The sequence below is a fragment of the Litoribrevibacter euphylliae genome (assembly GCF_042646085.1).
Lineage (GTDB): Bacteria > Pseudomonadota > Gammaproteobacteria > Pseudomonadales > Litoribrevibacteraceae > Litoribrevibacter > Litoribrevibacter euphylliae.
The window spans coordinates 181,777-207,303 of sequence record NZ_JBHRSZ010000004.1 but is presented as its reverse complement, the minus strand read 5'-3'; the positions used below and the strand labels follow the sequence as shown (position 1 = coordinate 207,303).

Below are 25,527 nucleotides of genomic sequence, written 5' to 3'. Positions count from 1 at the left end.
CTTTTTATCCGCACGATGAGTAAGCTCTTCCTTGATACCTGACAATATCTGAGCATCACGATTACTCTCGACCATAACTTCAAGGTGTTCGATTAGCTTATTAAGATAGGGTCTTTTACTCATCTCAGCATCCTTACCTGCATATTCCTACTTTCTCGATCAACGACCTTCGCAACCTATTCCCGCTTGTAAAGGCATAAAATCCAAGAAACAATTCTATTATGTATGCTTCATATAATATCAGAAAAGATCAGTAAGATAGTTAGGTCTTATATTTTAAATATTATATGATCGACCAATATGAGTTAAATCACTTGGCGACTCTGTAACAATGCTTGACGCTCCTGAATCAGCGACCTTAAGGAGATACCACTGTCACAAATTCTTCCACCAGGAACGCCACCCACAGATATTTTAGGTCTTTATGCAACAATCAAAACTTGCTTCAGTTTTTCCCGTATTCCAATGGGGTAAGCAATATTCTAAAACTACTTTGGTGGATGATGTCATCGCATCGCTTGTGATTACTATGATGTTGATTCCCCAGTCGTTGGCCTATGCATTACTGGCTGGTTTACCCCCTCAGATCGGTTTGTACGCCTCTTTATTTCCATTAGTCGCCTATGCAATCTTTGGCTCCAGTGGTGCTTTATCAGTAGGGCCATTTGCCATTGCCTCTTTGATGACTGCAAGCGCGCTGAATGGCATGCACCGTTTTGCTTTGGAAGGTTCTGGGATAGAAAGTCAGCCGGACATACTGCTGGGAGCAATAGTGCTGGCACTGCTTGTTGGCGGTTTCTTATTCTTGTTCGGTGCATTTCGTTTGGGTTTCCTGACCAACTTTATCAGTGCGCCTGTGGTCACCGGATTTATTTCTGCCTCTGCCATTGTGATCGCATCCAGCCAATTACCTAACTTATTAGGGCTGCAGGAAACGGCTCTTCCCTGGTTCGAGCTAGTACAAGAAGGGTCTTTTACCAACTACATTAACGGCGCTACCGTTATTTTGGCAGGCGTTATGGTTTTGGTGCTGCTCTTCCTGCCCAAGATGCTGCATCGACTCATTCTAAAATTCACTCAATCTGATTTTTTAGCGGATACGCTCAGCAAAGCCACACCAGTTCTGGTTATGTTGATGTCCATTGGTCTGGTTCAAACATTGGGCTTGGAAGCACTGGGCGTTGCGGTGATTGGTGATATTCCAGCCGGATTGCCAGATCTGTCACTACCTGACAGGCAACTCACCGCCTGGTCTACCGACATGTGGCAGCACTTGATCGTATCGGCACTGCTGATCAGCATCATCAGCTTTGTTAGCTCTGTCTCGGTTGCTCAAGCATTTGCGGCTAAAGATCGGCAACGCATCGATCCAAATCAGGAAGCCATCGGTCTAGGCATGGCCAATGTGATGTCCGGGCTGTCCGGAGCCTTCCCGGTATCGGCCAGCTTATCCCGCTCTTCTGTGGCAATGAAAGCCGGAGCAAAAACGCCAGCCACCAGCGCTTTTACCGCCATTGGTATAACCGTGAGTTGTCTGTTTTTGACGCCATTTTTGTATTACCTGCCCATTGCCACCTTAGCTGCCATGATCCTTACGGCGGTCTTTTCTTTATTCGATTGGGCGGCCATCAAACGAACACTGCAGTACAGCCGAAAAGACTTTTCGGCGCTGGCTTTGACGATGATATTAACACTGACTCTGGGCGTTCAATGGGGTCTAATTGGTGGCGTGATTCTATCTATTTGTTTGCACTTATATCGTTCAAGCCATCCGCATGTAGCGATTCTCGGTCGCGTACCCGATACAGAGCACTTCAGAAACATCGAGCGCTACACCGGCATCACTCACCCCAGCATTATTTCATTCAGGATTGATGCGAGCTTGTATTTTGCGAACGCTCGATTTCTGGAAGATCAGATCAATGCCTTGGTCGCGAGACATGAATCGGCCAAGCATCTGGTGCTGATGTGTTCCAGCATTAACGACATTGATGCCAGTGCTTTGGAAAGCCTGGTGGACATCAATCATTATCTGGAAGAAGCCGGAGTCACCTTCCACCTCTCGGAGGTGAAAGGGCCGGTGCTGGATCGCTTAAAACGCAGCGACTTTTTGGAGTTAATGACCGGCAAGATCTACCTTAGTCATTTTCACGCCTGGACAGATTTACTCGACCAGGAAAAAGCGAGTGAACATGAACGGTAAAGGACGATTAATTCTCGTCGTCTGATCTAAATAAGCAATGTTTGGTGTAGTCACCCGCTTCATTCATTGACCAATCGCCCTTTGGCTTTTCAGACATCATTTCACACCAGGCTTTACTGCCAACTTCAGGCATACAGCCATTAAGCGCAATTGCAGAAAGTAAAACACCAAGAGAGATAACAGTTTTCATACAGTTCCTTAATAACTAACAAATTTAAACGTTCATCCGTGCAAGAACACGCATTTTACCTCAGCAACTAAATATACGCATCGTGCTATCCATTAACAAACAAGCGATGATCATCAAAAGCACGATCAAATAAATACTGTAGATCTTGAACTATTTGAATGAGTTACTTGTTATCTTTTCGATAGCATCCGTTCAAAACGGGGGACATCAAAGCCACTCATCTTTTGTTTACCAACTAAAATCAGAGGTACACCCCGACCGCCCAAGGCATCAAACCGTTGCTTTGCACGAAGATCTTCTTCAATGTCATATTCGACAAAGCTGATTTGATTCTCTTGGAAATAACGCTTTGCCTTTTTGCAGTAACCGCACCAAGTGGTGGAATACATGATCACTTTTTGAGAACTCGGACTGGCGTCTTGAAAAAAGAGGTCATTGGATTCAACCGTCACATGCTTATAAGAATTAACTCGAAGCGATACCTTCTCGGCATTGGCTTCTTGTTTCGGTGAGTCACCAAAGTGTACCCGCCCCTTGTCATCAACCCACTTGTATATATCAGCGAAACTCAACGTAGGGAATATCAAAACTAACAACAAAACATATTTCATAAACAACAAGATCTCTAATACGCTAACGTTCAAGAAGAATGGTTGGCTCACATTCAGGTAAGTCAGCCTGTTCAGCCATGGCAATAATATCATTTGCCCAGAAAATACCACGTACCGATAAAGCAACAAGTAAAACCAGAATGATCATTAATCCATAAGGTTTAAGCTTCGCTCGTGTACCGTATTGGTACTTAGTCGGCTTGAGCACTTTCTCGCCCGGTAACGGGTTTTGCCCTAACCGAATAATCTTGATTGTTCTTGGCCCTTCTATTAGTAAGACCAATAACACCAAAGACAAAGGCATCCCCACAAACAGTCCATAAAACAAGGCCTCTGTCCCGGTCATGACACCATAGTCATAGCAATGCGACTGATCCGCGAAGGCTTTAATCCAGGGAAGAAACCAAAACTGAGCCCATAAAAACAAAGGAATCGCCCAAACAGAATGTTTGAGCAAGATCATTACACGTTCTTTCTTGGAATACTCAGGGGCGTATTCATTCATACAATCATGCTCATAGACTCAGTAACCTATTCGCCTCGGCCTTCGCTGTATTGTGGGGTGTTATCGGAAATTTTATACCAACAGGCTTTGTAACGAGTGTAGATATGAGCATCAATCTCAACAGGAATTGCTTCGTCAAAGGTAGCGATAGCAATCTCGATATGATCGAGCGGCTCACCTTTACTGCGGAAACCTATGCTGGAACCACATTCTTTGCAGAAGGTTCGAATGGTGCCATTTGGCGCCACATAGTCATGAAGAAGATTTAACCCTGAACGCCATTTGATGTAAGAAACGTTCACCAGAGTTCCAAAGGCTGCACCATGAAACTTTCGACACATGGAGCAATGACAATGGGCCGCTTGTTCACTAAACCCATTGACCTGAAACGTGACCTGACCACACAAACAACTGCCTCGAAACACCTGGGTCATATATCTTTTCCTTGTTAACCATACACATGTGTGGAACCACTATAGGTAGCAGAGTGACACATGACAATGGTTCGCTTTGATGACAGGGCAGACATTCGTCGATGATACGCTACGCATGCTCTATGCATATCAGTTGGGTGTCATTCCGAGATAACGGGGCTTGCGTCAATCCACAGTGATGGCTGCCTGCTGAATCAGTTTGAAGGTGCGCACAGGTGGCACATTGACCAAAGGTTTTCCGCTGATTCTGAGACTGAATGATCATCAACAGCGTTTTAAGCTGCGTCTCCAACAAGCCCAGGTCCAACCCGAGCGTTTCGGGATACGAGCTTTTTGCGACATTTTCCAACAACGCTGACGGATACAGCTCGGCCACTAACGCCCGCCCTTTTTCCGAAATCACTAAATGGGTAATGCGCTTATCATCCGGATCGATTTGTTTTGCAAGGAAGCCTTTGCTTTCCAACACCTTAATCGACTGGGAAACCGTACCTTTGGTTAAACCAAGGTACTCCGTCACGCCTTTGGGTGTGTCCGAGAATCGATTGCACACGGAGAGGTAATACAAGGCATCAAACTGCACGGGCTGAAGACCATGCTCCATTAACCCCAGCCTGGATTCATTTCTGATGAGGTTGCCAATTCGCTCTAGCAACTGATGAAGATTATCTATAGCCATACACGCATAGTATCGACTCAATACTTTATTGACAAGCACAATAAAACAGGATTACCCTAACAATAGTATCGAGTCGATACCATATTTAGGAGAGAATTATGAACACTTCAAAATTTACAACTTCAAAATGTACCAATGAAAAAATTACCACAGTAAAGAAAGCACTCTTAACCTCAGTAATGTTAGGAGTAGTTGGCACCGCCTCGGCTCATTCAGGCGGAATACAGGCAGAAAAGAACAATACTAAAAACGCGTCGTTCGATATCGTTCACACTAAAATTTCAACCAAAGGCAATGAAGCGACTTTCCATATTGCAGTGTCAGAGAAAGCTGGCAGCGTGAAACCAACGCCCACAGGAAAGCTGGCGGGGAGTGATGTTTTTTCTTACGTTTGGCCCACAACACTCGACAGCTATTCAGTTGGTTTTGAACACAAAGCAGGGATTCTGGCACTGGCAGTGACATCGCACCCCGATTTTGATGATACCCCGCTTTATGACGAAAACGGCGATGGTCAGAACGACAATGATGGAAATGTGTGGCATAGCCATTGGGTGGTACTACAACCGAACGAAGCATGTGGGCCCGGTGCACTAGGCGTCGTTGATATCCCTGAAGGTATGCAGCCAAGGCTCCCTCACACCTGGCCAGGCTTACCAATCTTGATTGATAGCCCGGATCTAAGCCCTGAATTCAATGGTGAGACTGTCGAAGTAAAAGTAACCTTCGATAAGATTGAGGACGTCAAGCTTGCCAACTTTGATGGTGTAACATCCGGTTTAAGAGTGAATCAAAGTGCTCACTCTCCACTTCTGTGTGTGGTGGATGTATTTGATGTGGCCTCCGGTGATTTATCGCTTCCAGGCAAGGTAAACCAATAGCGGGTTAACTGCCGCGTGGTGCGAACATAATGATCGCCATTCCAAGTAGCGCCACACTAGAACCAATCAAATCCCATGTGGTGGGTCTGATCCCATCAACCCACCACAACCAAAGAACTGCGACAAAAATATACACGCCACCATAAGCCGCATAGACTCGACCAGACGCGGTGGGATGAAGAGATAGCAACCAGGCAAACAACATCAGACTGAGCATTCCGGGAATAAGTAGCCACACAGACTTCCCTTCACGCAGCCAGAGATAAGGTAGATAACAGCCCAAAATTTCAGCCACTGCTGTGATCAAAAACAGGCCAAGCGTTTTAAGTTCGTACAATTTTTAAGGGTTCCCTAGCTAGAGGTTGCACTCGAATTGATTTTTCGATGACTAAAGAGCTCAAGAGTACACTGAGAAATATCGTAACCATGCTCTTTTAACAAGCCTTCTCTGAGGGTATTTTCCAGTGACGGACTCAATTCAATAACATAGCCTGTATCAGTATCAATCAATTGAACGGTTTGACTATTGTTGCTGGCAGGATAATAAACCCAACGAGCACCAACCCGACGACGAATTAATACTCCGGCGTCGGCGAGAATTTTTAGGTTTCGATATATAGCATTTAGAGTCTGAGCCTGATCAGATCGAAGATTGAGTTGCTTTGAATAGATGTCTTCGGCACTCATATGCCTCTTATGTTTTTCCAGAGTGTCGAGAATAACCGATTTTGCCGGGCTCAGCTTGAGACCACGTTCTACACAGGCGTTTTCAAGAGTTGACAGCTGCTTGGATGTTGCCCCAGAGTGTCCATTCTGTTTCTTCATTTCCCTTCTCTTTTTATTCTTTATGTCCATTTAAAGTCACTAAGAAAAGATAAGGCTTCGTTTCTTCCAAAACGAAGCCCACTCTTCCTGCTAACTTTGATATCGACATCACATCAATATCAACAGATCAAACCATTACCAACGGTAATCAATTGCGGCAGTGATCACCCGGCCTTCACCCCAATAACATGAACCAGCATCATCACAATGTGCAACAAACTCTTTGTCTGTCACATTGCTAACATTGGTGCTCACCTGGAACCCTTCGTAATAAGACCCCAAGTGTGAGAAATCATAATACGCAAGAAAATCAACCAACGTGTAGGAAGGCACTCTGATGTCATTTTCTTTATCCCCATAATGATCACCAACGTATCTAATGCCTGAGCCTAAACCAAACCCTTGCAGTGCTGTATCAGCAAATTGATAGTCAAGCCAAACTGAGGCTTGTCTTTCAGGGACACTAGCCACCTGATTTCCTTCAACTTGACGGTTAGTATCTTTCGAAATCTCTGCGTCTGTATAGGTAAGCGCAGAAATCAGATTTAAGTTATCTAACAGTTTCGCTTTAACTTCAAGTTCAACCCCTTTGGAAGTAATTTCACCAACTTGTTCTTTTGGAGCACCAGGCGTCAAGCTAGACATGACAACGTCAGACTGGACCAGTTTGAAGAAAGATAGAGTCACCAACTGACGATTGTCTGGTGACTGATATTTAACTCCGAACTCCAACTGCTTACCTAGCGTCGGGTCAAACGACTTACCATCCTCATCAACACCTAAGTTTGGTTCAAATGACGTGGCATACGACAGATAAGGCGCAAATCCATTATCAAAGTTATGAAGCAGACCGGCGCGATAACTGATTTTATCATCCTTAACACTTTCGCTACTGGAACTTGGAGGAAATACCGCTTCTGAATCATTATCAATAGTCGAACGATCACTACGCACGCTCAACAAAAAAGTGGTTTGATCCCATTTAATTTGATCTTGCAGGTAGAACCCTTGTTGTTTCAATTCTTGTTCATTAGAACTAAAAAGCGGTGGATCTTGTTGTGTTACTAATCCATAGGTCGGGTCATACAAATCCAGCGGCGTAGTCAGCGCGTAATGTAACTTTGACTCTGTGTTCATTTTTCGATAATCAAAGCCCAACAAGACAGAGTGATCCATGCCTGCAATATTGAATGTTTGGGCGATATTGGTATCAGACGTTAACGCTTCAGCATTATCCTCAAATAGGAACACTACTCGATTATGGGTTCGATAGTCGTCAGGCTGACCATCGAAATTAGCATCTACCCAACCAAAACTTGGTCTGATACCTTTAAGTTCAACATCAACCTCAGACTTTCTTAACTTGTGATTCAGCGTCCAACCACCAGCAAATTCATGTTCCAGAAGGTAGCCAATCCCTTTTTGTTCACGCTCAAATTTGTCGTAATCGGGTTCACCCGTAAAGGTACTACGATCTAATTTCCCGTTGATATTGCCTTTAAGAACCCCTTCAGCGGGTAAAAACTGAAGCGACTTTGAATCATCTTCCGTGTGATAGCCTAATACGGTAAAAGTAGTTTTATCTGATGGAGTCCAGCTGAAGGAAGGCTGCAGATAGGTACGATCATTTTCTACATGATCCACCAAGGTATCCGCATCACGCCAAAGACCAGTTAAACGATACTGGAATGTTTCAGTTCCTGGCACCTGGCCAGTAACATCGCCTGAAATCTGAATTCTGTCCGGATCGCCCGTTTGTAGTCTCACCTCGCCCTGATTTTCTTTTGAAGGACGCTTAGAAACAAAGTTATACAACCCGCCAGAGCTGCTTGATCCGTACAATACAGATGCAGGTCCTTTAAGTACTTCCGCTCGTTCCACGCCATAAAGTTCATGTCTCGGCCAAGAGTAGTTACCTTTCGGTAGTGCCATACCGTCGAGATACTCATCGGTCGCAAAACCACGAATACTCACCCAGTCAAAGCGCGGATCATTACCGAACAATTCCGCAACCACACCCGAAGTATATCTTAACGCCTGACTTGGCGTTTCAAGATTCAGTCGATTCATTTGATCACGACTAATAACAGAGACTGATTGTGGCGTTTCAATCAAAGCCGCGTCGGTTTTAGTTCCCGTGCCACTTCGCTTCGCGATATAGCCGTCCACGGGGCCGTAAGCAGAGTCATCAATTGACCCGGTAATCACAATCATTGGATCAAACACCATTACCGCGTCATCTTCGGCACGATCCAAAGTAATGGTATTCCCCTCAATGGCCGGAACAATGTCGGTTCCTTGAAGCAACTCTTGTAGCGCTTGTTGCACATTGTATTGCCCCGTAAGTCCAGAGCTTTCTAAGCCTTTAGTGAGTTCAGGAGAGAAAACCAAAACAATGCCAGCCTGAACACCAAAGCCATTAAGTACGTCTTCAAGTGTCCCTGGTTTAATATCAAATCCGATTGTTTGTTCTGTCGTCGCATTATTTGCAACGGCACTGACAGGCACTGCAGATGCAGCTAAAGCACCCACTAAAATTGCAGGCAAAGCCAGTTGGTTAGTTAGTGACATAAAAACCTCGTTTTAAGTAAGTCATCCAATCCTTGCTTACCTTGTCGAACGAGATTTCAAAACAGCTCATATTTTTTTATTTTATTCCGATGATGTTCAGACTGCTTTTAGACAGCAGCGTTTACCTGAACCCAAAACGACGTATAGAAATTCACTTTAACCGGCAACGCTTTCTCCAAGGCCGCTAAAACCTGATCAACCTGACTGATCATATAAGTGCCTGAAACTTTGATATTAGCTGCGTGGGGATCGCATTGAATCAAGCCATAGCGATGTCGACCCAGTTGCGCTAAGAACTCATCTAATCGCATGTTACTGGCCACAATCATGCCCTTAGTCCATGCCAGCTCAGTTCTATTGGCTGATGTCTTAGAGAAAACCTGAATGGATGAAAAGAGCACACTCTCACCCGCATCAACAATCCTTAATCCTGTCATGCTATGAGGTTGTACTTCCACCTGACCGTCATATACCGACAGTTTGGCGCGTTCACCTAACTGGTGAACAGAAAATTCCGTGCCTATCGGTCTTAAATCGCCTTGCGAAACTTGTATTTTCATAGGCAATTCACTGGCCTTGCCGGTACTGATAAAGGCTTCGCCTTTTAATAAGACGATCCGTCGTTCATGAGCGGTGAATTCAATATTTACTGCCGAACTACTGTTCAACACTAACAGGGTGCCATCTGGCAGATTGATGGTTTTTTGCTGCCCGACGGAGGTACGATGATCGGCATACCAATGAGGATTTCTTGCTATCTGCCAACCGCCACCAGCCATTAACATAAAGATAGAAAGGTATTTCACTGCGTCTCTGCGAGATACCGATGGTTTGGTCAGCACACGATGAGCTAAATTGCTGTTTGAAGGGCCAGCCACCATACCCAGTTTCTGATTAATCGACTCAATGTGTTGCCAGGCTTTTTCGTGGAGGGGATCGGCAGAACGCCAGTCTTCAATTTGTTGCCAAATGCGGTCTTGATCCTCGGCCATTTGCCATTCCACCAGCCAAGCAACAGCTTGTTTGGCAATAGATTCTGGAACCGAGACTGACGACCTTTGTTCAGATGAAGCACTAACAGACTGCGGCATAGTGTGCTCCCTAGGCTTCCATTTCCAGGGCAAAATAACATTGACCGGCCGCACGTACTAAATGACGTTTAACCGTCGAGATCGATATGTTCAGTTTTTCTGCAATTTCCTGTTGTTTCATTCCATCCAATTGCGCATAGAGGAATGTACGCTTCACTACCACCGGCAAGCCATCTAATAAGGCATCAATCTCAATCAGGGTTTCGAGCAAAATTTGCTGTTCTTCAGGGGCCTGAACATAGCTTTCAGGCATTGCAGCCAGTGCATCCAGGTAGGCCTGCTCAACCTTCTCTCGACGCCAATGATCCACCAATACTCGTTTGGTGATCGCCATCAGATACGCTTTGGGTTTTTGAAGCTCCAATAGCTCATCGCGAGCCAAGATCCGCATAAAGGTATCATGCAGTAAATCAGATGCGCGGTGAGAGCAACCTAAGCGATTGTGTAACCAACCACGCAGCCATCCCTGATTCTCAGTGTATAAGTCATTTAACTGTTGGTGGTTCAGCTCCTGCGATGACATACCCTTCTCTCGATCTAAATACTATTCAGCTTGGGGATTAGAAATCATCGGCATACTATATGATAATAATTCTCATTACAAATTCGTATAAAGAAATACGACCAGTGACAATAGCACTTGAACAAAGAAGCTAAATCAAAACCACGACACGGAATATTTGGCGAGTTCAGTCGGTCATTAACAGACGATTTAATAACTCAAAGCGACGATGATTCTCAGGCGTATTTTTAAATGCCACGACCAGTTATTTTTTCATCACATTCTTGATTGTTTTGATACCTGTTACTTGCTTCTGATTGGCGGTAATCCAGAAATCTCGACTCATGATCCTTGGTTGGAAGAAGGCAGGTATCGTACTTTCCAAACAACGAATAACGATTCAGGGCAATTCGATCATATAGCCAATTTCGAATAAACGGCGGGATAATTCGAAAAACGCAGAGTAAAGGCCAAGGCATTGGCAGTTGAGCCACAACTTTGAAAAACGCATCGGACTGTGTATATATTTTATCGCCTTCGAGATAAATCATGGTCTCAAAGTGATCGAGAGGCAGGCCATACCAATCTAAAATTTTCTGACCCGCTTGTGACTGAACAGTAGTGAGTTTGATGATTCGCTTTTTATCGTGCTTGATCAAAAATCGAGCCCAACCTGAGCACAGCTTACACACGCCATCAAATAAAACGATTCGATCGTTTTCTTTCACATTGGGAGCAGACATAAAATAGATCTCAGAAAATACAATGTATGAATGTGTAAATACATTAAATCAATCAGACACTAAGTTGTTTCCTTACTTCCATTAAAGCAAAGCCAAGTAAGTTTTCACCAAACCACTGTTTAGGGTCTTCTGCTCGTGGGTCTGAACTTTCTAAACCAATTCCCCAAATGGCATCTACAGGACTGGCTTCGACTAAAACCCTATTCTCCGTTGACAATAGAAAATCTTTTAAGAGTTCGTTTTGTGAAAACTTACAGTAGTTTGCCCTTTCAACAATCGAGAACTTCTCTTGATCCCAGATTTCAGGATCAAACCCTTGCACCTGACGACCTAAACGTTTCGCTTCTCTAGGATGCTTAGAACTAATAATCTTTGTAACCATATCCTCAGAGTCGAACAACTTTGCCTTTTCCGCCATCATGAAATGTTCAGCCGTTTTATACCAGTTGCCCTCGCTTTCAAATCCGACTTCATACCATTGACTAAAGCAACTCTTATTCACAGAACCATCTTTAGGTTTTTGATGCCCCCAAAACATCAGGTATTTCACTTTATGACCTGCGCCAATATATTCGATTAACTCTTCCTTACTTCTCAACAATCTCTCTCCTAACGATTTGAAACTGATTCATATAACGTTGCACATTATAAGCACGACCACTATCAAAGCAGCAATGCGTCCCAATTTTCGTAATCCATTCCCTTGGCCACTCATACCAATGGGAACTCACGTACCAACAAAAGTACTTAAAGAACACAAGGAATGGTCAAGATCAGTGAAGCCACTAAAAACGCAATTTTACTTGGTAAAGACATGTTGAAAGAACCTTAAGGGTCATTTCAGAGAGGCGCCTCAGAAAGAAGGTCTAATTCAAGTGGATACTTAAGACTTACCATGGGTATCCCTTTGACTCTAAAAGGGAAATAAACCTGCCTCTGAGTAGATTATCTAGAGACAGGATAGAGTTGCTTCGACCAATCGTCCTACCCGTGCCCTATCCTTGTTTCTCTAACAAAGATTCGATTTCATTTTTAGGCAGAGTGAACCCTTTGGCTTCCAGCGATTTCAAATGCTCAATGGCCAACTCTTTAAGACCAAAATTGTTAACAAGTTCCTGCCAATCGAAGCTATTCAATCGCTCCTGGCTCAATCCATTTTCAAGAATCAAATTAAAGAATTCTGGATAACACACCAACGCCAGTTCAGCCAGTGTCTCCAGGTCTGCCCCATCCAGTTCACCGTTAACATCTAGCCCGGCTTCAACCAAACGGTTAAAGGCTTTGACCCATTCGCTGGTGTCAGCATCGTCTGAAGATAGATCATCCAGTCGATCTAAAACACCATGTGCGGTTTTCACCAAACATTCTTGAGAAAAGTTTTTCCCCACATCCAACGCATAATTGAAGATATCCAATTCAAACTTTTCACCGGACTCACAAGAAATAGACAGGAACTGTTCATAGTCGATTTCAACACCAATGGCATTTAAACGTTTCAGTGTTGGAAGAAAGGTATTGTGACATAAGTAAAGAATGTCCAAGTCGTTGTCGATCTTGGCGGTGCTATCAGGCCCATAGCGTTCTATGATTTCAAGCAATGGATGGTCAGATTGATCATCATAAAAGGAGGTAAATGCGTCTTTCAGCAACGAAATCAAAGCCGAATCCGTAATGAATTCGTGCTTTCGAAGAAACTCTACTCGCTGGTAATCTTTACTATCGTGAAGCTCATACAGACAAGAATACAGTACGTTGTGACTGACTTCTGAAATGGCCGCGTTATTTTCATCATCAATCCATTGAATGATGTCTTTGCTTTTAACGTAATCCATAAAAACTCTCTTGATAGCTGGAGTTTGAAGCGCTGTAAACTTGGGTTCGCTTACGAATGAAGTGATGCCTGTAAGCACCATGCCGACATCCTAGCTTTACCACTCTATACTTTCAAGAAGGGATTATTAACTATCTTATTAATTGGCTAGACACCCAAAGGTAACCCCTGCCCCCAAAGTTGAGCCATCCCTTGAGCTGCCGCATTGAAATCCGTCTGTTTACTGCTTTCGTTTCTTGCATGGCAGAAATGAGGATCAGGGTTGAACAATGCCGAAGCCAGACCTCGCGCAGCCATAATAATGCTTGTGGTTTTCTGGAATCGAGAGGTTGTGAACTGCTCAAAAGCACTTGATAGATCGTGCTGATGGTCACTCAAACATTGGGCTAAATAGATAGCATCTTCCAATGCCTGACAGGCGCCTTGCCCGGATGTCGGCAATGGCGCGTGAGCTGCATCCCCGATCATAATAACGTTATCTTTGTGCCACTTTTCAGCGGGGTCATGGTCATGAACATAGACTTTATTGATGCTAGTGATCGGCGATCCCTCAATCACTCTTTTCACGGGTTCGGGCCATTCAGAAAAGATCGAAGTTAACTCGTCTTTGTAATGCTCTGGATTACGATCACCAATGTCTTTGCTTGCTATTCCACCCGCCCAATAGGCCTTGTTTGGCCCAACAGGCACAATACCGAATCGCTCACCGATGCCCCAATAGTCCAGTATTGATGATTCCTGTAATGAAGAATCAAACAGAGAAGCATCTAGTTCAGAACTATTGGATTCATAAACCCCAATCCAATTAATAAAACCTTGGTAAACAGGCTGATTATCGCCTAACACATAAGTGCGAGTTTGTGAGGCCATTCGCCCCTCCGCACCGATGATGACATCGGCAGAAACTTCTTCTTTCATGCCCGCTGGATCAGACAGGAGTACCGTTGCTTTGCCAGCCTGAACGTTGCCTACATCAGAGTTACCAACGTTCGAACTGCGAATATCTATCACGGACTTCCCGTATTCGATCTCAACACCCAGCGATTCCAGCTTACTAATCAGAACCTCTTGTAGGTCTCGTCGAAGAATAGAGAAACTTTCATAGCCCATTTGGGAGTTAATCAGCTCAAGATTCATAGCCCCCAAAGGCTCACCCGTAGATGAAACGCGTCGCATCCCCTTTGGTCTGCCGGATACCTCCGCAATCTGATTTAAAACACCCAGTTGTTCGAGCACATAGGCCGCATTGGGCCAGATTACGACACCCGCACCAATGGTCGAAGCCGCCTCATGTCGTTCAAACACCCGCACGTTAAATCCATTTTGTTTCAACGCAATAGCCGTGCTAACGCCTGCAACACCACCGCCTAAAATAGTTACATCCATGTTCAATCCTTTGCTTAATCGTTTATCTCTAGATGTTCAAAGCTCAATAGGCAACGACGCATCCGCACCCCACTCTGCCCATGAGCCATCGTACAAACTCACGTTTTCATACCCTGCAACAATGGCCGCGACTAGCATGATACAAGCTGTCATTCCAGATCCACATGAAAAGATGAAAGACGCATCCGAAGAGAAGTTTTGGGATTCAAACAACGCGTTTAAATCACCCGCTGATTTAAAGGTCAGACCATCCGACGATAGGACATTCATAAAAGGTAGATTACAGGACTTGGGGATATGACCACTTCGCACGCCTGGTCTTGGCTCGGGAGCTTTACCATAAAACCGGGCTTCAGCACGAACATCCACCACAGTTGATATGCCGGACTCAATATTCTCAAGCAAATCCGGAACGGTCTTAACCGCAGAGACATTAATATCCAGATCTTCCGTGATATCCAACAACGACGTAGAGGAAGAAGTTAAGTGATCACTCGCAGTTTCACGGCCTTCCGCACGCCATTTTGGCAAACCGCCATCCAGAATAAATACCTTATCAAACCCATACGACTTAAAGATCCACCATGCTCTGGGCGCAGAATAAATCCCCTGATCATCGTACAGTACGATCATACTCTTTGGCGTAAGGCCTAACTTTTGAGCGACTTGCTGAATCTGTTTCACCTTTGGAAATACATGAATACCAGCCGTTTCCGTATCCGACAATTCATGATCAATACTAACTTTGTAACTACCAGGAATGGTGATTAGCTCATCATAAACAATGGGTTCTTTACCAATAACATTGTCGACACTGACATCAATTAAAAACAAGTCCGACCGTTCTGTGTGGCGGGCTAACCACTCCGTAGTAACTAACGGGCTTTCCATACCTTGCTCTCCGATATTAAAGATTAACTTGATTACCCACGATATTCAGCCATGAATCAAACTGTAATTAAACACTGTATTAAAGCGAATGCGAGCAAAGACTGCGAGATCGAAAACATCTACGCATGCAAATCGAAAAGGACTACGAATGGGCTTATCTCTGCAGTCAGGTGGACGGCTATCTATCCGGGGCTATTTAAAAGCCAACAGTGCAATTAACATTTGGACAAAAAGTGACTGCTGTAGTTGCAGATAAAAAAAAACTTGGAGCTCCGTATCTTGAAATTCATGAAGATTCAGACCGTTAGTCTCAGCAGCAAACCTCAGCAAAAAAAGAAATAACTTCAACGATTTCTGAAACCTTTCACTTTTCATGGAAATACTATGAATCAGTAAAGTAATGCCGTTAATTTTTCAAAAGTAGAAATAAGCCATTCGCCTCTCATTAATAATGAATTTAGTGGTTTCTTCATTAAATTAATAAATAGTTACCATTATCAGCCGTGTACCTTGTATAGAGACCTGTTCTATGTATCACTTTTGAAAACCAAGTGCGGCTAACATGGAGAGTGATAAATGGCATACCGAATTCTACTGGCCCCAGAAACCCAAGTCTCAAAAATGATTAATGATAATAGTTTGAGCTTCATCTTCAACGATAGCGATAACGTGAAGAGCTACTTGATTGGCATCGTTGACTGGCGCTTTTATTTCAAGAAGAGCGACAAGATCAAATCGCTCAAGATCGATCCCATCGGTAAGAGTCCCTCGATAAGCACCAGTAGTGGTAATACTACTGACAATAAAAATCAGGTAACCATTACACCTGAGATTTCGATGGACGGCGATAACGGTGATCTGGACACATGGAATTCGTACATCCAATTCGTGTGTATCGCTAATGTCGACGAGGTGGACAGCGCACAGGTGTCTTTTGGCCCTACCCAACAGACAGTCGATTGCAACACAAGCCCACCCACGCAATACCAAAGCCAGTTCACACTCGATGTTGACGAGTACTCCGCGTTCTGGAGCGGGTGCAATACGTCATACGGCGATCACGAGCAAATTCAGGCACTGGACATATACACTCTGGGAAAGGTCGATAACAACGAGCTCACTATCACCGGTCAAAGTCAATTCAAGAACAGCTCTGAGCATTCGGGCACGAGCCAGGCATTCGCGAACTTCCTCGGGGTGACGGCGAAGGACGAGGCCTTTCTCGAAATCAAGCAAGTAGAAACGAGCAGCGGCCAAACGAAACTTCAGACGAGCGATCAAATTAAGGTCGCGTTCGGCGAGGGCATCACATACGCCGTCCCTCTCATTACAGCCCTCCACGCGGACTTCAAATCGAACCAGCACACACTTTATAAGATTGGTGGCGGCGTCAACGCCGACAGCAACGACGGTTACAAGCCTTACTTCTCCTTCCAGGACTCCGTCCTCAGCATCGATCAGGGCGCATCCGCTGTCATCAATGGTAACGATAACAATCAGAACGATGACGTCTCGTATGTCAGCCTGATCGCGGTAGGCGTGAACCAGCCAGTGGAAACGAATCAGCCACAAGAACCGACGGACTAATACAGACTTTCTGATGTTAATCGCACTCCGCGCAGGCGGAGTACTTCGCTGCTTGGAGGAAAAAACGCATGACCACGTCTACAACCCAGTCCCCCCCGATTCGCAACGGACAGATGGGAACATCTGGAGCCGCGAGCATTGCTAAATCTGTCAACCTGTTCCGAGGCGACGTCAACTTGACCCAAAGTCTGGTCTCACTGCCCGGGCCATCCGACGCCATGAGCGTCTCCGTCGCGATCCAATACCAGAGCAATGTCGCGCTCAAGGCGCTCCAGAATAACGCTCAGGCACCCACGAGTGTCATCGGCCTGGGTTGGAGCCTCCCCCTCACCTACATCGAGCGCAGTACGGATCTCTCCCCCGTCGCCTCCACGCGTCAATACACCCTCTACGACAACGGTTCGGCCAATCAACTTGTCCGCCAGAGTTGGATGCCGATGCTGTTTACCATATCTGACGCCCAATCATGCGGGCTGGTCGATGGAGGGACCGTTCCCGATATTATTCAAAGCCAGTTCCTGGCCAACGGACTGGCACTCTCTTCGACCACGAAGACTCAACTCATCGCATCGAACAAATGGTGGTTCGCCGACGATAAGCTCCAACAAGAATACACCCTTGTAATTTCCGATGATGAGAACACTTTATATGTGCACGATGGTGGCGAAATTTATCAAGCTACCAATTACAACTTTGAGAAGATCCTCTACTACCCAGGGTACGAGCGCTGGGTAATCGTCAGCGTGCACGGCGTGCGAAAGTCCTTTGGTGGCCAAATTGCTGACAATGCTAACGGCTATGCGCAATCCGTCGGCAACAGCATCCGTTGGGAGGTTTGGAAGCGCTCTCCCAGCGGTCAGCCCCTTGGCTTTTGCACTGTGGCGAATGAAGGTGCAGCCAATCAAGTTCAGGTAGCGGCCGCATGGTACTGTTGCCAAATTCAAGACCGCTACGGCAACACCATCACCTGTTCCTACAACACTTGGACGCCAGACGCGACCACCCACATTGTGCAAGAATCCGAGCAGTTACTTGGTGAAGGCGGCTTGCCGTACACCACCGCTATGTACATAGGCAAAATCGTCGATGCCACGGGTCATACCATCACCTTCGACTACAAGCCGAAGGTCTGGTCCAATGATATACGCGAGTATGTGGACCCTCACAATAATGGCGTGACACCCCCCGATGACAATACAACCCCCCGTACAGGCCCGAGCAATTACCAAACACCTTATGAGACCTTCTCACTGTATGCCATCAAGGTGAAGCACACCAATGCATCCCAGAACATGTTCGAGATCAAGTTCAGCCATGATGTTAAGAACGTCACCAACTATACGGGTGATCTGGAGCGAGATACCTACAAACGCTTTCTGAATTATATCGAGCAAAATAGTAATGCTGGCCCCGTACTTCCTCGGATTAAGTTCACTTATGATCAGACCCCTCAAGATCCTCATAACCCAAGCGAGAGTCACCAGGTCGGGGCGCTACTCACGCAACAGGCGGCACAAGGGGCTCTGACGACATATAAATACGAACGAGAGAGCTATGATGTCCTGCAACGGACCGCTGTGCTCGACCCGTCACCCCAATCCCCCCAACCGGCACAACTCGATGGCGCTTCGCCTCGGGTCTACTTCGGGCCTGACTACAGCGCAACCCTGTTCACTAATCCGTCCTCGACGGGCATGAGCCTGCAAATCGACACTTGGGATGGGCGCTGGATCACCTGGAATCCGAATCCACCCAGTGCGCTATTAGACAATGGCACCGTGCGGATCGACACCCTCGCGGTTTTCGCAGCTCAGGACTTCGTCGCGATCTCCTTCTTTAACAGTGATTGGCAGTTCAGAGTGTATGCATTCCAGCGCGACCCCAGCCAGCCCGGCCAGTGGCAGTTCGCCTCAATCTACGACCCCGATACAAACAATGTACAGACCATTGCCGTCGATAAGCCGCTGGAATACCCGGCTCAGGCCGAACTCTACGGTGGCACTAGCTTCTTCTCCGTGCTGCAGACCTACAGCGGAGATTGGAGCGTTGCGGGATACGTCGACACCTTCACCTACGATTGGGCCCGGGGACAATTAGTGCGCTCGCAGATCCAACTTTCAGGTTTCGCTTGGGCCGTGACGAGTGAAAACTACCTGGGCTTGCTCACCACCGATGGCAAACTCACGATTCACACTGTGGATGAAATGTCTCAGTGGACGTCTCACGCCCCCGTGAATATCGACATCCAGGTTGACGACGCGGCCAGACTTGCTATGACCGGCGGGAGTCACGTCATCGCGATTTCCCTGCTCAACTCTACTACCGATGTTGAAACGATCTTTCAGCCTACCATTGTTGAGTGGGACGCCGGGTACGCAATTCAGGTCCACCCGTTCGAATCGGCAACCACCCGCACCTTTAATGGACAGTTCCTTTCGTGGAGCCCCGTCGTAGTCGAAGACACTCTTGTGGGGATTTGTGGCCACGTGTACCGGACAAGCGCCTCAGGCTGGGAACAGAGGGATGATCTCGTGCCAGACAACGACAGTCCAATCACCCAGAGCTACGCCTACGGCGCGGACTTTGCTGTGCGGCTTGCAGCAACCCAACAGGGGACAGTCTACAGCGTCAGTGTGCTGTCCTACGATGCATCCATCGGCGTGTCTGAGAATTGGTCCCTGTGGGAGCAACCCGACAGCAACAGCAACGATGTAAACGCACTCAATCAGACCGTCGATGCTCAAGTATCCGTGAATGGTTCGGATTGGCTCGTCATTGGTCCACTCGTGTACTTCCGCAGAGCCGCAAACAACTGGGGCGATGTACTCGAGCAACCGGCGGCCTACAATATTTGGGATGCGAATCCGGATACAAACTTTATTTCGAGTTCCCTGATCAACCAGGGCCCCGACTTTATCACCTATGGCACCGGCACCGGCGAAGTGCGCCAGCTTCGCATTCTCCGTCTACTCAATGGCGAAGTGCTCGACGACACCTTATACTCGGATGAGCGTCTGATCGACAATCCCAGCTACGGCATGGGTGCCCCGGGTAACCAGATGTTCGTGTCGTTCTCCAGCAATGACACAAGCTTCGATTCCGCAACCTCGGTGACGCTGCATAAGTTCGCTGCCGGGAACGTGACCGGGCCGATTCACCACTACCCTGTCACCCAAATCACGTCCGATGACGGGATCAATGAGCCCTTCGTCTCAACAATCTACCGGGATACAAGCACCGTCGGCTGCGATGCCTCGGGTTCTGTGGTTCAGTACTACGCATCAAGCGTGTACATCGGCTCGGAGACAACCACTGCAAACGGGCTCGGATGGTTCGAGCAAATGTACTACAACGGTATGGCCGAGCGAACCGGAACCGACTACTACCGCCAACTGGACGGCATGTTAATCCGAACTCAGGTGTTCGAGCAGTTGGCGTCAGGGCAAAACCCTCCGATGCCGGTATATTCCAAGACCCTTTCATACGATGTATACACACAAGTCGCCACATCGCCAACGTCGGGTAGCATACAACTACGGGGCTCGGTGGCATTCCCCACCCAGACCACGATCCTATCGAACGATGTCACAACCGTCACCACCACAGATTACGAAAACCCCAATGGGCTCCCCTTCAACGGCCAAAAGCTCACCCAGCAGCGCGACCAAACCGCACACGGCACAGCTGAAACCTACACCCGAACCTACCGCTATGTGCAGCAGGTCGGTGAACAGCCGTCCATTGCCATCGGCGCCATCGCCGACGTTGCCCAGATTATGGATACTCGCAGTACCAGCGCTGGAACTACAGTACTGCAAACCCAGGCGACTACGCGGATCGGTTTCAAAAGTGCGGTGCCTGTCGACAAAGGCGATGTGATCACACCAGCCCCAGACGCTAAATGGCTTGCGTACGGAACCGCCAATGCCTTCGATTTCGCTTCCTACCGCACAAACCAAACACCGCCTGCAGGTTGGCGTAGTGCACAGCGTCTGACTGGGCGCACCAGTACAGGCCAGTTCTACAGCGCACAGGACCCGATGGGGACAAACTACGTGCAGTTATGGGATGACAGCGAACAGCTTATGATGGCGTCCTTCGTCGACGCCGAACCAGAGCAGTGCGCTTATATAGGCTTCCAGAGTTACAAAGAGCGGTCCGGTTGGACCTCCACACCCACACAGGTCTACGACAACCAAGTGGCCTATTCGGGTGTACAATCCGGTCGTTTTGATCCGTCTTCGTCCATATCATCACCCACCACGTCGACTGTGGCTGGAAAGATGATGATTGGCATTCGCTCACACATCCAACAGGGTGACAATGGCACGCCTCAGACTGGCGCACCTCAGCTAGAACTCAGCTATACTCCGCCAAGCGGCTCTGCGACGGTCACCACTCAGGATATTGAGCACGACAGCGAGGACTGGGTCTACACACTGCTTACTATCGACACCGAGGCTGGCGGTTCGCTTGAGGTGACGTTCAGCAACAACAGCAATGTCATTGTCTGGCTTGATATGATCGTGATCGCGCCCTTCAAAAGCGCGGTGACCCTTACCACCTATGACCCCACTACCCATGTGTTGCTCACAACCCAGGATGCCAGTGGCCGCGCCACCCGCTCGACCCTCACAGCCTGGGGTGCAAACGGTTTTACCATGACTCCGGACTCGCAGCCCCAGAGCATTTCGGTGGCAGGCGTCGTGCAACCAAGGGTAAGCAATGGAAAACTCAATCTGACGCATCCAAGTTGCACCGTGACCGTTCAATCCGCTGGTGGTGGGAGCATTGAGACCTTCCGCGACCAAGCCGGATGGCAGAACCGCTGGCACGTGTCTTCCGGTTTCTGGGGGCGCGACGACGGTTCCATCGTCAACAGTAAGGACAGTGGCTCCCTGATGTATCGCCACCCTCCCGCTGGCGACAGCACCGCGCTGTATGTAGAGCCAGACCTATCCAACAAACAAACCTTCGGGCTTGTCCTCGGGGGAATTAAGATTCAATGGGATGGCACGAACTCAAACTATTCATCTTCTAACGGATGGATACCCCTCCTCAGCCCATCGAACTACGCGCAACAATGGCTGGCGGTCCTCCATCATGGCCACATGTATTTCTTTGCCGACGGCCAGCTCATCTTCAGCGAGGCCTGTGAGTCCACCGACCAGACCATCTCGATCTCCACGGGCAATGGGCCTGTAACCCTGCGCAACCTGACTGTAGCTTCGGGCATTCGCATGGGCGTAAGCTACGCCGACGCCAACGGCAATGCTATCCAGTCTCACCAGCTGCTGGAGGACGACAGCCTGATGAGCGGACGCGTGTTCGACCAGCTTGGGCGCCAACTCGCCACATCTCGTGTGGTGAAGGGCTCTCAGGTGAGCTCAAAGCGCATGGCCTTCAACCCGAACCTCATCGACGCTCGTACCTTCGTGACGAACACCCAAGCTTTGAACAATGACGACACCTGGGCGATGTCAGGAGACGTGGCGACCAACTACCCGACGGACAATGATTACCCCTACTATGGTATACGCTTCGAGCGATCAGTCCGTAGCAAACGTAAGGAAGTCGGTTGTCCTGGCAACGAGCACGGAATCAATCTCGACGGTAGCTCAAGTACGCTTATCGACCTTGGCGCCACAAGTGCAAACGAAGGGGTCACCGAGGGAGACCGGAGCATCTCGGTCTACCGGGCCCAAGGCACTGACGTTCAGGTTCATGGCGAAGCGGCACGAGATCATTTGAATCGCCTCGTGGGCGCAAAGTGGGAGGACGCCACAGGTGACACACTCATCGAATATGGCATGACGCGCTCATACGCCGACACCAACGGCCCCGAGACAAGTGCCAAACTCAAGCTGCCGCAGTTCTTCGCAGCGAGTGAAGAGGCCATGCAGCAATCACGCGCCTTCGATGGTTCGGGCAACGTCATCGAAATGTCCGACCCGGATTCGGGCACTACGCAGCTTGTGTACGATGCGATGAACCGTCTTCGCTTCACAATTCCAAGCGTGTCCGGCAACGAGCAGGCCTTCGTGCTCTACACCAAGTTCGACCGGCTGGGACGTGAGTTGGAGCGCGGCCGTCTGGATGGTTCCTATACACGTGAAACTCTTCAGAATCATGCTGACGACCTGACCTGGCCCAGCTCTGGCCAACAAATCACCGTTGTTTCCACCTTTGATGGCGACGGCAGCGACTCCAAGGCAGTCGGGCTCCTCACCACAGCAACAACAACCACCATCGCGGAGGACGGCAGCTCATGTGTGGTGAAGGAGACCTACACCTACACGTCGAACGGTCTACCCGACACGGTAGTACAGACGGTGTCTGGTATCGCAGAGCACAACGCGCAGATTAGCTATGGCTATAACAGCCTCGGTGAGGTCACCACAGTGACACTTCCCGGCGGTGCCGGCGTATCCAAACTATTCTACAGCTATGATGGTCTGGGGCGAACGTCAACAATCGGCAAGACCAATGGCGGCAGCGAGTTCGCAAGCTTCACCTACACGCCAGATGGCGCGATTTCGACAGCTCAAGGAAGCGACTTCTGGACCACACAGTACGCCTACGACCCAAAGAATCCGAATCTGCCAGCTACCATTACGGGCACCCACAAGAAACTGGCCGGTAACACGGTGATTACGTCCACCTACAATATTGACAGCTCCATGCACAGCCGTGAAGTGAGCTCTCCCATTGCAGGCGTGCCTCAAATCTCAGAAACCTTTGGATATGACGACCTTCGCCGCCTGAAGACCGTGACCAGCTCAGGAGGTGACAACAGCACTTACACGCTTGACGCCAATGGCAATATCACCCAGGTGAATGACGCAAGTGGCACGACCGCTATGCCCCGTGCAACGGGCTCGAACCAAATCGGTGTGCTCACTCCACCATCGGGTACCGGCAATCCGTTTGTGTACGATGCCCGGGGACAACTCACACAGGATAACTCCCGTAAATTCACCTACGATGAGAGCATCTCCCGGCCCATTACCATCCAGACTCTCGATCAGCAAACCAGCGTCCAGTTTGGCTACGGTAGCCAGCGCCAGCGCGCGGTCAAAGTATCGAGTACTGGTAGCCCGCAACCTCAGACCAGCACACAGATCTACTTGTCCGGAGGATTGCCGCAGAGCTGGATCATCTATCGGAATGGCGACTGGTATGTAGACATCAACGGCCCGACTGGCCGTTTGATGACTTTGGTCAACGGCACTCCGGTGGTCTCCCTGACGGATCTCACCGGGTCCGTGTGGGCGACCTTCGACGCCAATGGGCTTCAGGACAGTGCCAGCTACGGCCCCTATGGTGAGTCCAACTCAGATTCAAGCATGATGTACCGCTACCAGGGGCATGAATGGGACAGCGAGATTGGCCTCTACAACTTCGCGGCTCGCCTGTATGACCCAGAGACGAGGCGCTTCACCACTCCCGACCCTATGCGGCAGCTCGCAACACCCTATGCCTTTGCCTCGAGCAATCCTCTGATGTTAGTGGATCCCACGGGCGAGATGAGCATTTGGGCGGAGGTTCTGGTGGGCGCGGCCCTCACTGCAACCTTCGTTGCAGGGGCAGTGCTGACGGGAGGCGCCGCCGATACGGGACTTGCCGCACTTTTAGGAGCCGATGCGGCCGAAACGGGAGCCGAAGCGGGAACCGCCGGTGCTGCAGCCGAACTAGGAAGCGATGCGGGAGTCGATTCCAGCGTCGATATTAGTGCTGAGGGTGGAGACTCCTCCGGCGCCATTGGGGGAGAAGAAAGTGGCGGAGAGATCCAAGCGGGGGTGTCTGCGAGTCAAAGCGCTTGGGCAACCTTGCCTAGCGCCAATACCGTTGCCCAAACCATCACAGGTGTGAGCGGAGCGGCCCTCATGGGAGGCTCACTCAATACCCAGCAATATCTCTTGTTCCATCCAGCGTCTGCAACATGGGCTGGTGTGGGCATCCATTTCGGAACCGGCGCAGCCTCCGGGGTTATAGGATACGGCCTCGCCGCAGCTGCTGCTGCCGGGACGGCATACGCCATCGTCGCGACCGTCGGCGAGGACGCTGTGTCCTCCGCGGTAAGTACGGGCATCAAGATTGCCACGGACGTAACCATCAGCACTGGTGTCAACATGACCCAGAAAGTAGTCACGAACAAGATCCTCGGAAACCCACTCTGCGACGGCCTTGGCAAGGCAGCTCTGGCAGGCGCGGTGCAAGGCGGAATTGGTGAAATCGCAGGCGAGTCCGCCACCACTAAGAGCGAAAGCAAGGTGTGCGGCGGCAAAGTAGCCATGGTCATATTCGCCAGCGAAAACGTGAATGCTATTACAGATTCCCTGGCACTAGGCGCCAAGACGCAGGCAAGCGCTACGCCGAGCTGTGTTGGGCCGTCGGCTGCGTGGCAGCAGTCGTAGGAAACTGGCCATGCTTTAGTCTTTAAACACGTTCTAGTCTTTGAAGTAGCGCTGGCGTAATCTGTAATGTCCGCTTCATCGAAGCAAGAGATAAGTGACATATCGATAACCAACAAATAGGGAGATCATCAGATCTTCCTTTCTTTAACCCTCTTTTAAACATTAATTTCACATATCACA

19 protein-coding genes are annotated in these 25,527 nt (G+C 48.4%); 4 read left to right on the top strand and 15 right to left on the bottom strand.

The features are described from left to right. The first annotated feature begins 424 nt into the window (after window positions 1-424). Window positions 425-2,203 (top strand): SulP family inorganic anion transporter, encoded by a 1,779-nt coding sequence (locus tag ACFOEK_RS08440; protein WP_386719110.1) that lies wholly within the window; start codon window positions 425-427, stop codon window positions 2,201-2,203. A gap of 7 nt (window positions 2,204-2,210) precedes the next feature. Here ACFOEK_RS08440 and ACFOEK_RS08435 read toward each other — a convergent pair whose 3' ends face one another. From ACFOEK_RS08435 to ACFOEK_RS08415, 5 genes are all read right to left on the bottom strand, one after another. Continuing rightward, on the bottom strand, window positions 2,211-2,393 hold the full coding sequence (locus ACFOEK_RS08435) for a DUF3012 domain-containing protein (RefSeq protein ID WP_386719107.1): 183 nt from the start codon (window positions 2,391-2,393) through the stop codon (window positions 2,211-2,213). Between the two features lie 170 nt (window positions 2,394-2,563). Continuing rightward, entirely contained in the window at window positions 2,564-3,004 is a 441-nt protein-coding gene (locus tag ACFOEK_RS08430) for a glutaredoxin domain-containing protein (protein ID WP_386719104.1), read from the bottom strand. A gap of 22 nt (window positions 3,005-3,026) precedes the next feature. Beyond that, a complete protein-coding gene (locus ACFOEK_RS08425) occupies window positions 3,027-3,509 on the bottom strand; it encodes a hypothetical protein (protein WP_386719101.1) in 483 nt (160 codons plus the stop codon). A gap of 26 nt (window positions 3,510-3,535) precedes the next feature. Next, entirely contained in the window at window positions 3,536-3,943 is a 408-nt protein-coding gene (locus ACFOEK_RS08420) for a GFA family protein (protein WP_386719098.1), read from the bottom strand. Between the two features lie 109 nt (window positions 3,944-4,052). After that, on the bottom strand, window positions 4,053-4,622 hold the full coding sequence (locus tag ACFOEK_RS08415; protein ID WP_386719095.1) for a MarR family winged helix-turn-helix transcriptional regulator: 570 nt from the start codon (window positions 4,620-4,622) through the stop codon (window positions 4,053-4,055). 98 nt (window positions 4,623-4,720) lie between these two features. Between ACFOEK_RS08415 and ACFOEK_RS08410 the strand changes: the two genes are divergently transcribed. Beyond that, on the top strand, window positions 4,721-5,503 hold the full coding sequence (locus ACFOEK_RS08410; RefSeq protein ID WP_386719092.1) for a hypothetical protein: 783 nt from the start codon (window positions 4,721-4,723) through the stop codon (window positions 5,501-5,503). A 4-nt stretch (window positions 5,504-5,507) separates the two neighbouring features. Here ACFOEK_RS08410 and ACFOEK_RS08405 read toward each other — a convergent pair whose 3' ends face one another. From ACFOEK_RS08405 to ACFOEK_RS08360, 10 genes are all read right to left on the bottom strand, one after another. Further along, window positions 5,508-5,840, bottom strand: a complete 333-nt coding sequence (locus tag ACFOEK_RS08405; protein WP_386719089.1) for a YnfA family protein — start codon at window positions 5,838-5,840, stop codon at window positions 5,508-5,510. Window positions 5,841-5,854: 14 nt separating this feature from the next. After that, window positions 5,855-6,328: a Fur family transcriptional regulator gene (locus ACFOEK_RS08400; protein WP_386719086.1), complete on the bottom strand. Its 474-nt coding sequence runs from the start codon at window positions 6,326-6,328 to the stop codon at window positions 5,855-5,857. A gap of 135 nt (window positions 6,329-6,463) precedes the next feature. Further along, on the bottom strand, window positions 6,464-8,899 hold the full coding sequence (locus ACFOEK_RS08395) for a TonB-dependent siderophore receptor (protein ID WP_386719083.1): 2,436 nt from the start codon (window positions 8,897-8,899) through the stop codon (window positions 6,464-6,466). 107 nt (window positions 8,900-9,006) lie between these two features. Next, window positions 9,007-9,990: a FecR domain-containing protein gene (locus tag ACFOEK_RS08390; RefSeq protein ID WP_386719080.1), complete on the bottom strand. Its 984-nt coding sequence runs from the start codon at window positions 9,988-9,990 to the stop codon at window positions 9,007-9,009. A 10-nt stretch (window positions 9,991-10,000) separates the two neighbouring features. Further along, window positions 10,001-10,513 carry a sigma-70 family RNA polymerase sigma factor gene (locus ACFOEK_RS08385; protein WP_386719077.1) on the bottom strand — a complete coding sequence of 171 codons (513 nt, stop codon included), beginning with the start codon at window positions 10,511-10,513 and terminating at the stop codon, window positions 10,001-10,003. A 227-nt stretch (window positions 10,514-10,740) separates the two neighbouring features. Beyond that, complete coding sequence (locus tag ACFOEK_RS08380; protein ID WP_386719074.1) at window positions 10,741-11,235, bottom strand: thiol-disulfide oxidoreductase DCC family protein; 495 nt, start codon at window positions 11,233-11,235, stop codon at window positions 10,741-10,743. 52 nt (window positions 11,236-11,287) lie between these two features. Continuing rightward, the gene (locus tag ACFOEK_RS08375) at window positions 11,288-11,833 is read right to left on the bottom strand and encodes an NADAR family protein (RefSeq protein WP_386719071.1); all 546 of its coding nucleotides are present in this window, start codon (window positions 11,831-11,833) and stop codon (window positions 11,288-11,290) included. Between the two features lie 397 nt (window positions 11,834-12,230). Then, complete coding sequence (locus tag ACFOEK_RS08370; RefSeq protein ID WP_386719068.1) at window positions 12,231-13,067, bottom strand: hypothetical protein; 837 nt, start codon at window positions 13,065-13,067, stop codon at window positions 12,231-12,233. Between the two features lie 146 nt (window positions 13,068-13,213). Then, complete coding sequence (locus ACFOEK_RS08365) at window positions 13,214-14,452, bottom strand: FAD-dependent oxidoreductase (protein WP_386719065.1); 1,239 nt, start codon at window positions 14,450-14,452, stop codon at window positions 13,214-13,216. Between the two features lie 36 nt (window positions 14,453-14,488). After that, the gene (locus ACFOEK_RS08360; protein WP_386719063.1) at window positions 14,489-15,343 is read right to left on the bottom strand and encodes a sulfurtransferase; all 855 of its coding nucleotides are present in this window, start codon (window positions 15,341-15,343) and stop codon (window positions 14,489-14,491) included. A gap of 576 nt (window positions 15,344-15,919) precedes the next feature. Here ACFOEK_RS08360 and ACFOEK_RS08355 point away from each other — a divergent pair. Together ACFOEK_RS08355 and ACFOEK_RS08350 are read left to right on the top strand one after the other, a co-directional pair. Further along, window positions 15,920-16,930 (top strand): hypothetical protein, encoded by a 1,011-nt coding sequence (locus ACFOEK_RS08355; RefSeq protein WP_386719060.1) that lies wholly within the window; start codon window positions 15,920-15,922, stop codon window positions 16,928-16,930. A gap of 68 nt (window positions 16,931-16,998) precedes the next feature. Then, entirely contained in the window at window positions 16,999-25,347 is an 8,349-nt protein-coding gene (locus ACFOEK_RS08350; RefSeq protein ID WP_386719058.1) for an RHS repeat domain-containing protein, read from the top strand. The last annotated feature ends 180 nt before the right edge of the window (window positions 25,348-25,527 follow it).